Source organism: Paraburkholderia sp. D1E (assembly GCF_052682275.1).
This window is the reverse complement of sequence record NZ_JBQYMB010000001.1, coordinates 1,887,283-1,899,526: the sequence shown is the minus strand read 5'-3', so window position 1 is coordinate 1,899,526 and position 12,244 is coordinate 1,887,283. Positions and strand designations below refer to the sequence as shown.

General features: G+C 59.7%; 14 protein-coding genes and 2 pseudogenes. 5 read left to right on the top strand and 11 right to left on the bottom strand.

Features of this window, described 5'->3' with window-relative positions; translation table 11 throughout:
* Positions 1-120 precede the first annotated feature (120 nt).
* Entirely contained in the window at positions 121-798 is a 678-nt protein-coding gene (locus ACUN0E_RS08690) for a response regulator (RefSeq protein ID WP_445566305.1), read from the bottom strand.
* 162 nt (positions 799-960) lie between these two features.
* Between ACUN0E_RS08690 and ACUN0E_RS08685 the strand changes: the two genes are divergently transcribed.
* Both ACUN0E_RS08685 and ACUN0E_RS08680 read left to right on the top strand, forming a co-directional pair.
* Positions 961-1,644, top strand: a complete 684-nt coding sequence (locus ACUN0E_RS08685; protein WP_408240281.1) for a response regulator transcription factor — start codon at positions 961-963, stop codon at positions 1,642-1,644.
* A complete protein-coding gene (locus tag ACUN0E_RS08680) occupies positions 1,631-2,986 on the top strand; it encodes a sensor histidine kinase (protein ID WP_445566304.1) in 1,356 nt (451 codons plus the stop codon). Before ACUN0E_RS08685 ends, ACUN0E_RS08680 begins: the two co-directional genes overlap by 14 nt.
* Before the next feature lie 76 nt (positions 2,987-3,062).
* Here ACUN0E_RS08680 and ACUN0E_RS08675 read toward each other — a convergent pair.
* Positions 3,063-3,242, bottom strand: a pseudogene (locus ACUN0E_RS08675) (IS5/IS1182 family transposase); the annotation flags it as partial.
* Between the two features lie 99 nt (positions 3,243-3,341).
* On the opposite strand from ACUN0E_RS08675, the gene ACUN0E_RS08670 reads away from it, so the two are divergent.
* A complete protein-coding gene (locus tag ACUN0E_RS08670) occupies positions 3,342-3,578 on the top strand; it encodes an Arm DNA-binding domain-containing protein (protein WP_408240275.1) in 237 nt (78 codons plus the stop codon).
* Positions 3,579-3,719: 141 nt separating this feature from the next.
* Here ACUN0E_RS08670 and ACUN0E_RS08665 read toward each other — a convergent pair.
* The 9 genes and pseudogenes from ACUN0E_RS08665 to ACUN0E_RS08625 all read right to left on the bottom strand — a co-directional run.
* A pseudogene (locus ACUN0E_RS08665) lies at positions 3,720-3,884 on the bottom strand (IS6 family transposase); the annotation flags it as partial.
* Positions 3,885-3,957: 73 nt separating this feature from the next.
* A complete protein-coding gene (locus ACUN0E_RS08660) occupies positions 3,958-4,701 on the bottom strand; it encodes a ribonuclease activity regulator RraA (protein ID WP_445566303.1) in 744 nt (247 codons plus the stop codon).
* 27 nt (positions 4,702-4,728) lie between these two features.
* Entirely contained in the window at positions 4,729-5,514 is a 786-nt protein-coding gene (locus tag ACUN0E_RS08655) for an SDR family oxidoreductase (protein WP_445566302.1), read from the bottom strand.
* A 23-nt stretch (positions 5,515-5,537) separates the two neighbouring features.
* Complete coding sequence (locus tag ACUN0E_RS08650; RefSeq protein ID WP_445566301.1) at positions 5,538-5,930, bottom strand: RidA family protein; 393 nt, start codon at positions 5,928-5,930, stop codon at positions 5,538-5,540.
* A 61-nt stretch (positions 5,931-5,991) separates the two neighbouring features.
* Positions 5,992-7,092 (bottom strand): alanine racemase, encoded by a 1,101-nt coding sequence (locus tag ACUN0E_RS08645; RefSeq protein ID WP_445566300.1) that lies wholly within the window; start codon positions 7,090-7,092, stop codon positions 5,992-5,994.
* An 80-nt stretch (positions 7,093-7,172) separates the two neighbouring features.
* Entirely contained in the window at positions 7,173-7,898 is a 726-nt protein-coding gene (locus tag ACUN0E_RS08640; RefSeq protein ID WP_154561609.1) for an amino acid ABC transporter ATP-binding protein, read from the bottom strand.
* A complete protein-coding gene (locus tag ACUN0E_RS08635) occupies positions 7,876-8,613 on the bottom strand; it encodes an amino acid ABC transporter permease (RefSeq protein ID WP_445566299.1) in 738 nt (245 codons plus the stop codon). The genes ACUN0E_RS08640 and ACUN0E_RS08635 overlap by 23 nt, the downstream gene beginning before the upstream one ends.
* A 3-nt stretch (positions 8,614-8,616) precedes the next feature.
* Positions 8,617-9,315, bottom strand: a complete 699-nt coding sequence (locus ACUN0E_RS08630; protein WP_445566298.1) for an amino acid ABC transporter permease — start codon at positions 9,313-9,315, stop codon at positions 8,617-8,619.
* A 33-nt stretch (positions 9,316-9,348) separates the two neighbouring features.
* Positions 9,349-10,173 carry an ABC transporter substrate-binding protein gene (locus ACUN0E_RS08625; protein ID WP_445566297.1) on the bottom strand — a complete coding sequence of 275 codons (825 nt, stop codon included), beginning with the start codon at positions 10,171-10,173 and terminating at the stop codon, positions 9,349-9,351.
* 170 nt (positions 10,174-10,343) lie between these two features.
* On the opposite strand from ACUN0E_RS08625, the gene ACUN0E_RS08620 reads away from it, so the two are divergent.
* The gene (locus ACUN0E_RS08620) at positions 10,344-11,291 is read left to right on the top strand and encodes a LysR family transcriptional regulator (protein ID WP_445566296.1); all 948 of its coding nucleotides are present in this window, start codon (positions 10,344-10,346) and stop codon (positions 11,289-11,291) included.
* A 2-nt stretch (positions 11,292-11,293) separates the two neighbouring features.
* Positions 11,294-12,205, top strand: a complete 912-nt coding sequence (locus tag ACUN0E_RS08615; RefSeq protein WP_445566295.1) for a LysR family transcriptional regulator — start codon at positions 11,294-11,296, stop codon at positions 12,203-12,205.
* Positions 12,206-12,244: the final 39 nt, after the last annotated feature.

The window sequence follows — 12,244 nt, the reverse complement described above, 5'->3', positions numbered from 1 at the left end:
CACCAGATTAGTCAGCGGGTCCTGTCGGCGCTTTCGCCCAATAATTAAAAAAATTTAATGTGCCGCAACACGCCGTGGGAACGCGCCACCACGAGGCTATTCACGTCCACCCAAAGCCGCCTACGGCGCCGGGTTCAGCACATAACCCGCACCCACCACGGTATGAATCAGCGCCACGGGAAAATCGCGATCCACCTTCGCCCGCAGCCGATGCACGTGCATATCGATGATATTGCCGCGCGGTTCAAAATCGTAATTCCACGCCGCCTCGAGTAGCATGCTGCGCGTCACCACCTGGCCTTCCCGACGCGCCAGGCATTCGAGCAATAGAAATTCGCGATGCTGCAGACGCAGATCGCGGCCGCCGCGTGTCGCGGTTCGCGCCCGGGTGTCCAGCACCAGATCCGCGCATTCGAGCCGCTCGCTCATCCTCCGGCGATCCGCACGCCGCGCGAGCGCCTCGACTCTCGCCAGCACTTCGGCGAAGGCATAGGGCTTCATGAGGTAATCATCGCAACCCGCGCGGATGCCTTCAACGCGTTCGTTCAGCCCACCCACCGCGGACAGCATCAGCACCGGCGTGGTATCGCCACCCGCGCGCAATTGCTGCACGAGGGCGATGCCGTCGAGCGCCGGCAGGAGCCGATCGGTCACAATCACGTCGTAAATGCCCTCGCGCGCGTAGGCGAGCCCGGTTGCACCGTCCGCCACGGTGTCGACAATGAGACCGCTCTCGCTCAAGCCGCGCGCCAGGAACTGGCTGGCGCGCATATCGTCTTCGACCAGCAGGATTCGCATGTGCTAAACCGGTTGATGAGGGCCAACATTAAAAATTTTTAATGTTGGCGCGAAACGCCTGTGCAGCTTCGCGCGGCATACTTCGGTGCATCGTAGGTACGATGCGTAGTGTAAATGACCGGCTCGCACAGGTTCACCGCGCGCTTACTTCTGGAAAAACGGATGTCGAACGTATTGGTCGTCGAAGACGACGGGCAAACCCTCGCGGAGATCGTTGAAGCGCTGACCGATCACGGCTGCAAGGTGCAGACTGCGAGCACAGGCCGCGACGGGTTGATGCTTGCGGTCGCCAACCATTATGACGCTATCGTGCTCGATCGCATGTTGCCCGGCGGACTCGAAGGGCTCGGCATGCTGGCAGCGTTGCGCAGCGCCGGCGTGCTCACGCCGGTGTTGATTCTGAGCGCGCTCTCCGCGGTCGACGAACGTGTGCGCGGTCTGCGCGCAGGCGGCGACGATTATCTGACCAAGCCGTTTGAATTCATCGAGCTGACCGCAAGGCTCGACGCGCTGATGCGTCGGCGCGAAGCGGCGCCCGGTGTGCAGGAATATCAGGTCGGCCCGTTGCGTCTCGACCCGCTCAAGCGCGAAGTGAGCTGCGCCGGTCGTCCGGTCCCGCTCCTGCCACGCGAATACCGGCTGCTCGAATACCTGATGCAGCATGAGGGCCAGGTGGTGAGCCGCACCATGTTATTCGAGGCGGTATGGGATTACCGGCTCGACGAGCGGACCAATGTGATCGACGTGCACATCAGCCGCCTGAGAAAGAAGCTGGACCCGGACGGGACGGCTCCTATGATCGATACCGTGCGCGGTTCGGGGTACATGCTCCATGCGCCTGACTGAACTGCATCGCACCACCGGCTTTCGCCTCGCCACGCTGTTTCTGATGCTGTTCGGCGTGATCGCGATACTGTTGTTCGGCTATCTGTACCGCGAGATCACCGGCTTCGAACAGGAGCGCATCGACGACTGGCTGCTTCGCGAGCATGCACAGTTGCAACGCGAAGAGCCGGACGAACTGATCGCGCGATTCGAACATCAAAACCAGTTCGATCCGCGCCGTCAGCGCCCGTTCGGTCTGTTCGACGCCGCCGGAAAGCATCTTGCCGGCGGTTACGCGGGCGATCAGCCGGCCATCCCGGTCTTCGACAAACCGTTCTCCATGCGTCTCGCGAAGCTGCCCGGTCATCCGCCCGGCCGTTGCATCGCCGCGCGCGTGCCGGATAACCGCATTGCGTTGCAATGCCAGAACACCCGTGAGCTTGACCACTTCGACGAAGAGTTGCTGCACGCGCTGCTTTCCACCGCCATGATCACGCTCGTGATCGGCCTGGTCGGGGCGAGCCTGATCGGCATTTCCGCAATGCGGCGGCTCGATGCGGTGACCGCCTCGATCGAAGAAATCGTCGCCGGCAATCTCAGCAGGCGTCTGCCGGTGCATTCGAAACGCGACGACGTGGATCGCCTCGTCGGCGTTGTGAACGGTATGCTCGACGAAATCGAACGGCTCATGAACGAGGTCAAAGGCGTGTGCGATGCGATTGCGCACGATCTGCGCACCCCGCTCACACGGATGCTCGGCGGACTCGAACGTGCACAGCGCCGCGCCAAAACCGAAACGGAGTATCGCGCGGCAATCGATGAAACCATCGTCGAGACCAGTGGGTTACTGCGCACCTTCAACGCGCTGCTGCGTATTTCGGAAATCGAGAGCGGTGTGCGCCGCGCGGGATTCACGACGGTCGATCTGGCTGCCGTTGCCGACGACGTCTTCGAGTTCTATGATCCGACTGCCGAGGACAAGCAGATCGCCTTCGAGCTGCAACGAACGGTATCAGGACCGCTCGATATCCAGGGTGATCCGAACCTGCTATTTGAGGCGCTGGCGAATCTGGTGGAAAACGCCATCAAGTTCGCACCGCACGGCGGGCATGTTCGGATCACCGTGTTCCGCGACAAGACCGGCGCAGGCGTCACCGTTTCGGACGACGGGCCGGGCATTGCGCCTGCCGAACAGCAAGCCGTGCTGCGGCGCTTTTATCGCGGTGAGGCGAGCCGTCACACACCCGGCAGCGGGCTTGGCCTGAGCCTTGTGCTGGCGGTGGCCGGCATGCACGGCATGTCGATCCGTTTCAAGGACGCGACGCCCGGATGTGAAGTCCTTTTGTACAGACCGACCGAATAGTGCGTGCGCCCGGCGTCAAGACTAACTGATCCGGAAACGGCGCTACCTCCAGATCACGTCTTCACTTGCGCGCACGCTTGAGCGTACCGAAGACATGCTCGACAGTACTTCGGCGGATGGTCATTGCATCGGGCTTCCCGTCGAGCCGTCGCTGCATGGTTTCCAGTATGTTCTCGTGCTCCCATCTTCGGATGCGACGATAGTCGCTGGGTGAACATCGTTCCTTCATAGGGCAACCCGGGCAGACGCTGGACCAGATCCGACGCAAAATTGAGGACCGTGTCTGGCCCGAGAACCAACTCTGGCGCAAAGCGCCTGATGGCCGTGTCATGATAAGCACAGAGGGATTTTCAGAATGGGGCGAAACGGGCGTGGCGTTAAGCCAAAATCTGAAACCAGCGTCGAAATCACGTTCCAGTACGAAGGCAAGCGCCGGCGCGAATCAATCCCGTTGCCGCCTACAGCCGCTAACCTGAAACGAGCTGAACAACACCGTGCACAAATCTTGTACGAAGTATCGCGCGGCACGTTCGACTATGCGCAAGTTTTCCCACTCCAAGTTCGCGAAACAACTCGCGCACAGAACCGATGATGGCCTACGAGTAGGTGCGTATCTTGAAGACTGAGGGCCTGCTTCGCCAAACGGTTTCCTCACTTCAGATCGCCAGAAATAATCAAAGCTGAAAGCCGCCCTCCCCAACTTTTCGTCCACTCCCTGAATTAACGAACATCAACACCAGCAACGGATCGTTTCGTACGTGATCACGACACCACGCTCGAGCAACAACTCCTCGATGTCGCGCAGGTTCAGGCTGAACCGGAAATACCAGCGAACCGCGCAGCTGATGACGACGGCAGGGAAGCGGTGACCGCGATAAAGCGATATCGTTTTCTTCATCACTTCATTCTATCGCCGCCTCCCCATCAACTTGACAGAGCCGGGATATGTAAGACCTCGTTTTTACTACGCGTTACTCACCTACGTTCGACGCACTGCCCGATGAAATATTCGCCGCTGCATAGCGATCCCGGTTTGCCTCATTCGGCGGATAGAGGCCTGGCAAAGCAGCGCCGTTTTCGACCTCGCTCATGATCCAGTTTTCCAGTCGCTCCTGTTCGACCGACGCGGCAACAACCTCGTCAAGAAGCGCGGCCGGAATAAGCACAGCGCCATCCCGGTCGACCACGATTACGTCGTCTGGAAATACCGCGACGCCACCGCAGTCGATAGGTTCCTGCCAGCCGACAAACGTCAGACCGGCCACTGAGGGTGGCGATGCGGTACCCTGACACCAGACTGGAAGGCCGGTATTCAGCACGCCCGCAATATCCCGAACCACGCCGTCCGTGACAAGCGCTGCGACTCCGCGCTTGTGCATCCGTGCGCAGAGAATGTCGCCGAAGATTCCCGCATCGGTTACGCCCAGTGCGCCCACTACGGCAATACAGCCACGTGGCATTGCTTCAATAGCCGCGCGGGTTGAAATGGGCGAGCCCCACGAAGCGGGGGTCGCAAGGTCTTCCCGGGCCGGCACGAAACGGAGCGTGAATGCACGGCCGACGAGCCGTCGCTGACCTTCCGCTATCGGTCGGGTACCGCGAAGCCATACGTTGCGAAGACCATGCTTGAGCAGGACCGTCGTAAGCGTGGCCGTAGATACGCCCGAGAGGGTTGCAACGATTTTTTCGTCGAGCGGAAGTGAGTCGATGGTCATGGTTTGGCGTTTCCCCAAAAAAAGTGATCAGGTACTGGCGATGAGGCCGCCGTCGATCCGGACTGTCGAGCCAGTAATGTATGAAGCCCGAGGACTCGCAAGGAAGGTCACCACATCTGCGTACTCTTGCGGCTCGCCATAGCGCCCCACCGGAATCGACCCAGTGCTCTCGGCAGCAACGTCCTCGACCGATCGCCCTTCACGCATGGCTTTGGCCTCGTCAAGGAAGCGGATGCGATCGGTGGCAATACGTCCGGGCAGCACGATGTTGCAGGTAACGCCATCGCGACCGACTTCCCGCGCCAGTGTTTTCGACCAGCCGACGAGAGACATGCGCAGTGCGTTCGACAACCCGAGATTCGGTATAGGCGAGACAACACCCGATGAGGTGCTAGTGATCACCCTGCCGAAACCACGTTCGCGCATTCCCGGAAGCACCCGGTCGGTGATGGATACCACCGACAAGACCATGCTCTCGAAATGCTCGCGCCACAGTGCTGCATCCTGTCCATGCGCCGGCGTCGGCGGAGGGCCTCCGGTATTGTTCACCAGTATGTCGATGGAGCCCAGTTCGTCCTCGATCCGGGCGACATGACTGTCCACGGCAGACAGATCTCCAAGATCCCACTGAAGCGCAATGGCATGGGAGCCCGCCTCTCTCACTGCTTTTGCGGTCGTTTCGGCTGCCGCCAGATCAATATCGGCAACGGCAACGCGAACGCCCTCGGCCGCAAGCGTTCGCGAGATGACGCCACCAAGACCGCCACCACCGCCAAGCACGAGAGCGGTCTTATCTTTTAACTGTAGGTCCATCCTCTTTCCCTGTGAGAAACCGGTTAACTATTTACCGCTGGGCGGATCGGTGCGTCACCGGGTTCCGCAACAGCATCAATTTCGATACGCACGCCATTCAAAGCGCACCCGATAGTGGTTCGTACGGGGGCGGCAGTGCCCATCACCTGGGCGTATACGGTGTTAAAGCGTTGGAATTCGCTGATGTCCGACAGATACACCTGGACGCGAACAAGTCGGCTGAAATCAGTGCCGGCGTCTTCCAGGACAAGACGCAAATTGTTGAGCACCGCGGTCGTTTGCTCTTCGAGCGTGTCGCCAATAATGTTTCGCTCAGGATCTCGCGGAACCTGACCCGCCACGAAAATCAGTCCGCCTGCGCGGCGCCATAGACTGTAGTGTCCGCCCGTGGACGGTTGCTTGCTTGATTCGGTCATGTGTGAGGTCTCAAGTTGGGAGGAGTACGGACAGGGTCCGCATGTACTCGCCTTTTGGCAGTCACCGCGTCAACGCGACAACAGAACGTTCGTTGCCGAGCTGATCGCGGTATTCCCACTGTCCGTCAAGAGATCGAACCAGGGCATTGCTGTACAGGTAGGCGGTGGTACACGTGTGCTCCGGGATCAGCAACAGCCTGTCGCCGGTGTGAAGTGCCTCGCTGCGGATCACGGTGTGCTCTTCGTTCATCATCACGATCTCGCCGACGCCGTCAAAACGCTGCCGCAGCGGTTTGTCAGGTGAGATCGCCTTACTGCCGGCGTCCAATGTCGACGTGCCATTGCGCGTTGAAACAACGGTTGTCAATACAAACCCGGCCGCAACCCAGTTGTGATGCGATAGCTCCCTCAAGTGCTGGGCGTTCGAATACACCCAGGTGCCCGGCGACACGTACTGCATCACAGAGCGCGGCCACAGGTCGAACGTATAACTGCATGCGCCGACGACGTCGACATCGATGCCGTCTCCGCGCAGGCTAGACTGCAGAAACTCCAGCGTGCCGGCAAGTTTCTCCACTTCGGCTTTGCGCTCGTCATACGCGCCCCGGATGTGGCCGTCGTAAACATGCCACCCCGCAAGCCGACCAAGTCCCTCCACCCCGCGCGCGAGTTCGAGCGCTGCCTCGTCCATCGCCACGCCTGTGCGCCCCATTCCGGGATCGAGATCGATACGTAGGCGAACCGAAGGCAAAGCGCCGTCGAGTAGCCGCGTCCATACGTCCAGTCCCTCGCGGGAATCAATCAGGCCCGTGAGTTCGGCCTTCGGAAATGCCCGGGCCAATTCGATGAAGCGGCCGATGTTTTGCGGATTGACAGTGGGAAACGCCCAGGTGACGCGTGTGGCGCCCGCGGTCAGCACCATTTCGACCTCCGCGAGCGTACTGGCTTTGAAAGCGAGGACTCCATTGGCCAGCAGCAACGAAACGAGCCACGCCGCGCGGTGAGTCTTCACGTGCGGCATCAGGCGCTCAACGCCGCCGCACGCAAGTGCGGTGACCGCTAGATTGTGCAGAACGCGGTCTTCCATCACCACAAAGCAAGGTGTTGCAACCGCCGGCACCAGGTCCTCGGCAATTGGATTAATCATGTTGCTCGTTGTCATAGAGTCATAGTTAGGAATACCGAGGTCGCTTCGCCGGCATGAATCTCGTCGGTGAGCGGCTTCGTATCGATGATGCGTGGCTAGTGACGCAAGTCGGACAGGAATGCCTGCGCGCGCGGGTGCTGCGGAGACCGGAAGAACGTTTGCGGATCGGCCACCTCGAGAATCGCGCCGCGATCCATGAACCAGACGCTGTCGCTCACCTCGCGCGCGAATCCCATCTCGTGGGTCACGCACATCATCGTCATCCCGTCTCTGGCAAGCGATTTCATGACGCTGAGCACCTCGCCAACCATCTCAGGATCAAGCGCGCTCGTCGGCTCGTCGAACAGCATCACCGGCGGCTCCATTGCCAATGCGCGAGCGATCGCAACGCGTTGCTGCTGCCCTCCAGACAACTGCTGCGGATATGAGTTCGCCTTGCTGGCCAAACCCACGCGATCGAGCAGTGCCAATGCCTGCCGCTTCGCCTCCGCGCGGCTTTTTCCGGCCGCCTTCGTCGGCGCGAGGCACACGTTGTCGAGCGCCGACAAATGAGGAAACAGATTGAACTGCTGAAACACGAAGCCAATACGGGTGCGGAACCGGTTCAGGTTCAACGAAGCCTGATGGACGCTGGTTCCGTCGACCGTGATCCCGCCCCCCTGAATCTCCTCGAGGCGGTTGACGGTACGGATCAGCGTCGACTTGCCCGACCCGGAAGGGCCGCACACGACCACCACCTCGCCTCGCTTCACCTCTGCAGTGACGTCGACGAGCGCCTGATACTCGCCGTACCACTTATTAACTTTGGAGAATTGAATCATTGATGACGCTCCTGACTTTTTGCATTTTTCCTGAGGCACGCCGATGCGCGATGCGACGTTCCATGACGTGCGCGCATTGGGTGAGCGTGTAGCACACCACGAAGTAGGTCAGCGCGAGAATGAAGAAGACCTGGAACGGTTGTGTAAGAAGCTGGGCGTTAATCTGCTGGGCCGAAAACGTCAGTTCCTGGACACTGATCACATAACCTATCGATGTGTCCTTCACCGTCGATACGCATTGGCTGAGAATAGTCGGCAGCATGTTGTACAGCGCTTGCGGCAGAATCACGTGACGCATCGTCGCACCGTAACTCATCCCGAGCGAGCGTGCGGACTCGGTCTGCCCTTTGGGCAAGGATTCGATGCCGGCCCGGAAAATCTCACTCAGGTAGGCCGCCTGATAGATCACCAGCGTGACGACCATGGTCGTAAATGCGCTCACCAGATGGCCGATCAGGCCCGGCACGAGGAAATAACTCCAGAACACCAGCATTACAAGCGGCACACCGCGCACGATATAGACGAGCACCGTCGATGGCACGCTCAACACCCTGTAGGGCGAGACCCGGCATAACGCCAACAGCAGGCCAAGCGGAAAGGCAAAAACGAGACCGAGCAGCGCGAGAATCAGCGTGAGCGCGAGACCACCGACCGGGCCGTTCGGATATTGCCCGAGCAGCAGGAAATGCGCGTTGTGGATGAGTATGTCGAGCATCGCTTATTTCGCCAAGATACGGGTGCGGCGCGTGATCGCCGCGCCCACGCCCATCAGACCCAATGAAATGGCCAGGTAGATGACCGTTCCAACGAGATAGATCTCAAAGGTTTGAAACGTCTGGTTCTCGATGTCGCGTACCGTGTATGTCAACTCCGCAACCCCGATCGCCATCGCCAGACTCGTATTCTTGAAGAGCACCACCGTATGATTGATGAACGGCGGCATGGCGATGCGAAAGCCTTGCGGCAGGATCACGTAACGCATCGACTTCGGAAAGCTCAAACCCAGCGAGCGGGCAGCCTCAAGTTGACCAGCCGGTACTGCCCGCAGGCCACTTCTAATATCCTCCGAGTAGTACGCCGCCATGCACAGGCCAATGGCAATCGACGCGAAAATGAATTCGCCCCCATGGGCGTTAATCCATCCTTGCACGATTTCCGGCAGCAGCGTTGGAAACCCGAAATACCAGAGGAACAGTTGCGCAAGCATCGGCACGTTCTGATGGTAGGCAACGTAGCCGGCGACGACCCTCTCGATAAACGGGTTACCTATCGCGCGCAGCGTCGCCAGCACCGTGCCGAGCGCGACCGCAAGCAGCCAACTCGTCAGTGTGAGCAACACGGTGTACTGCAATCCCCACATGAGGTGCTTCAGATTCTGATCTGTGAAGATGCTCGAGAAGTTGAGATGCGCTAACATGAGTAATCCCCGTTACACAGAACGACATGGAGGTCAGCCTTTGATCGACCCGATCCTGAAATCGCGATGCAGCTGATAGATCGTGTTGGGGCCAAGCCATTTATCGAAAATCTGCTGTGCTTCGCCTGATTTTTCCATTCCGTCCAGCGCGTTGTTCACCGCGTCGAGCAACGCTGGCTCGCCCTTCTTGATACCGAGTCCCCAGTATTCGAGACCCACCGGCGGCGACAGCGCCTCTACATTGGTGTCGTGACCGAGTTTCGCGGCAAAGCGATGCATGATGGGTTCGGAGACGACAAAGCCATTGACCTTGCCCTGCACCATGGCCAGGAAAGCCGACGGCGAGTCGTCATAGCTGACGAGCTGCACGCTCGGCATGACCCGCCCCATGATGGCGATATTGCTGGAGCCTTTGATCGTACTGACCCGCTTGCCGTCGAGATCGTCCCGCGCTTTGAACGGGCCACCTGTCTTCACGGCAATGACCTGCTTGGCGACGTAGTACTGGTGCGTGAATGTGAGTTGTTCGGCGCGCGCCGGGGAGTAGCCGAGCACCGCGGCGAGTACATCGACACGGCCTTGCAGCAGTTCCGGAATGCGGGCCTCCATCGACACCACCTGCAACTGCGGCTTGACGCCCAAAGCCTTCGCGACGCCCTTGCAGTAGTCGACGTCGTAACCAACGATCTCCCGAGACGCCGGATCCTGAAAGCCGAATGGCTCGAAGTTGGCCAGTACCCCGCATACCAGCGTTCCGCGCGCCTTGATGACTGCAAGCTGGTCTGCCTGTGCTGTACCCGTAAGCAGGGTCAGGGTGAAGCCAAGCAATGCCGCGGCTAGTTTGTTAGACGATTTCATGCGATCTCCGTAGACAGGTGCTTCAAAGCGCAACCGCGAGCTGTTGATGTGCTCGATCTGCATTGCAAGGGGACTTGGAGAATGTATTCTTGGCCGAAAAAAATTCCAAATAAAGAGATATTTGTGCATACTTATCCATTCCAAAATGAGATCGATTTAAGAGGGGCCGCGTGGCACACCAGATCACTTTCCTGCAACTCGAAGCACTGGTTGCAATCGCGGATATGGGCTCATTCGAGGCGGCCGGGCGCAAGCTCGGCAGCGTTCAGTCCGGTGTGTCGCGCCACGTTCGCGAGCTGGAGAGCCGGTTCCCGAAGCCGCTATTCGACCGTGGTTCGCGATCGGCACGGCTGACCGTCGACGGTCTCGAGATACTCTCGCAGGCGCGCGCGATTCTTCAGCAACGTGATGCCCTGTTGAGTCAGTATGCGAGCGAGAAAGTATTGCGGCGCTCGTTAAGGCTGGGCGTGACTGAGCTCGCCGCGCTGACCTGGTTGCCTGGCTTCATCAATGCACTGCGTTCTACCTATCCGCTGGTGGATGTCGAACTGGAGGTGGGTGGCGTCGCTGTGGAACTCTACGAAAAGCTCAGACTGGCGCAGCTGGATCTGGCCATCGTGCCCGACACGCCACGCTGGGCGGACATGGTGAGGTTCCCGCTCGCCAACGTGCGTAACGGCTGGTTCTGCAGTCCCACGTTCAGCCTCAAGCGGCGCAGGCTCGCCGTATCGGAACTCGGCCAGTTGACGCTGCTGTCGCAGTCTGCGGACTCGGCGGTGGGACATGTCATGAGCAATTGGCTGGAGCGCAACGGTATGCAACCGCGCAGCATTCTGACCTGCAACAACTTCGCGGCGCTTGGCGGCATGGCGAGCGCCGGTTTGGGTATCGCTTGTCTGCCAGACGCCATCTCCGGTGAACTCGTGACGCTGGGTCTGTTGCGTGCCGTCCATGTGACACCGGTGATGCCGCCGGTGCGCTATGTCGCTGTTGCGCGGCAAGACGCGCTGACACCGTTCCACCGCAAGGTCATTACCCTCGCGCGCGTGATGTGTGATTATGGAATGCGCTATCAGGACGCACGCGCACGCGAATCGCTCGTCAACGAGGCTGAATAACGATGCTGACCGTCAAGCAGATCGAGACGTTCTACTGGGTAGCGAAGCTCGGCACCGTTCAGCGGGCGGCCGACAAGCTCCATGTCACGCAGTCCGCGGCGACCAAGCGCCTGCAGGATGTCGAAGCAAAGTCCGCAGCACGTTTGTTTGAAGGGAGCGGCAAGAAAGCAAGGTTGTCCGCGAAAGGACGCGAGATGTTCACGCTGTGCGAAGGCTTGCTGGACAGCATTGGGCGACTGGAAGCCTATCAGGACGCCGACCGGCATATTGCCCGCGTGCTACACATCGGTCTGACCGAACTGGTTGCATTGACGTGGTTCCCAGCGTTCCTCCAGCAGATGCGCGAGCTTTTTCCAAATCTCATCCTGCAACCCCATGTCGACATGTCCGGGCCGCTGCAAGAGCGGGTGATTGATGGACGCCTCGACTTCGCGATTTTGCCCGAGGCAGAGCTGCACGTATCAGTCGAGCGCGTGATGCTCGGGAGTGCCCGCTTCGCCTGGTTCTGCCGTCCCGGCATGTTCGACAGCAAGCGCACAGTGTCGCTGCACGAACTGGGCACTGTTCCGGTCATCGAGCAAATTCCGGCATCCATCATCACGATCCTGAGCTCCAGGAGCTTCGAAAGTGCGGGCGTCGAGCCTGAGCGTATTTGCGGCGGCAACAATGCGGTGGTAGTAGGCGGCCTCGTGGCGGCCGGGGTTGGCGTGAGCTTGCTGCCGGTCGAACTTTTCAGGCAGCAAATCCAGAACCGGCTCATGCAGATCGTGATGACCAACCCTCCTGCACCGATGGTTCGCTACGACGCGATTTTTCAGAAGCAATCACATTCCGCGCTGGGGCACGTGGTTGCCGACGTAGCACGGCGTTGCTGCGACTTCAGTTTAGGCGTGCAGCAACCGACAGCGAGTTAAGAACAACCCGCGGCATCCGGCTCTGGTGCAAATAGCGTG

What these genes read in the sequence shown, in the direction of transcription:
- ACUN0E_RS08690 (WP_445566305.1), bottom strand. Translation starts at nt 798, where the DNA reads ATGCGAATCCTGCTGGTCGAAGACGATATGCGCGCCAGCCAGTTCCTG.
- ACUN0E_RS08685 (WP_408240281.1), top strand. Translation starts at nt 961, where the DNA reads ATGTCGAACGTATTGGTCGTCGAAGACGACGGGCAAACCCTCGCGGAG.
- ACUN0E_RS08680 (WP_445566304.1), top strand. Translation starts at nt 1,631, where the DNA reads ATGCGCCTGACTGAACTGCATCGCACCACCGGCTTTCGCCTCGCCACG.
- ACUN0E_RS08670 (WP_408240275.1), top strand. Translation starts at nt 3,342, where the DNA reads ATGGGGCGAAACGGGCGTGGCGTTAAGCCAAAATCTGAAACCAGCGTC.
- ACUN0E_RS08660 (WP_445566303.1), bottom strand. Translation starts at nt 4,701, where the DNA reads ATGACCATCGACTCACTTCCGCTCGACGAAAAAATCGTTGCAACCCTC.
- ACUN0E_RS08655 (WP_445566302.1), bottom strand. Translation starts at nt 5,514, where the DNA reads ATGGACCTACAGTTAAAAGATAAGACCGCTCTCGTGCTTGGCGGTGGT.
- ACUN0E_RS08650 (WP_445566301.1), bottom strand. Translation starts at nt 5,930, where the DNA reads ATGACCGAATCAAGCAAGCAACCGTCCACGGGCGGACACTACAGTCTA.
- ACUN0E_RS08645 (WP_445566300.1), bottom strand. Translation starts at nt 7,092, where the DNA reads ATGACAACGAGCAACATGATTAATCCAATTGCCGAGGACCTGGTGCCG.
- ACUN0E_RS08640 (WP_154561609.1), bottom strand. Translation starts at nt 7,898, where the DNA reads ATGATTCAATTCTCCAAAGTTAATAAGTGGTACGGCGAGTATCAGGCG.
- ACUN0E_RS08635 (WP_445566299.1), bottom strand. Translation starts at nt 8,613, where the DNA reads ATGCTCGACATACTCATCCACAACGCGCATTTCCTGCTGCTCGGGCAA.
- ACUN0E_RS08630 (WP_445566298.1), bottom strand. Translation starts at nt 9,315, where the DNA reads ATGTTAGCGCATCTCAACTTCTCGAGCATCTTCACAGATCAGAATCTG.
- ACUN0E_RS08625 (WP_445566297.1), bottom strand. Translation starts at nt 10,173, where the DNA reads ATGAAATCGTCTAACAAACTAGCCGCGGCATTGCTTGGCTTCACCCTG.
- ACUN0E_RS08615 (WP_445566295.1), top strand. Translation starts at nt 11,294, where the DNA reads ATGCTGACCGTCAAGCAGATCGAGACGTTCTACTGGGTAGCGAAGCTC.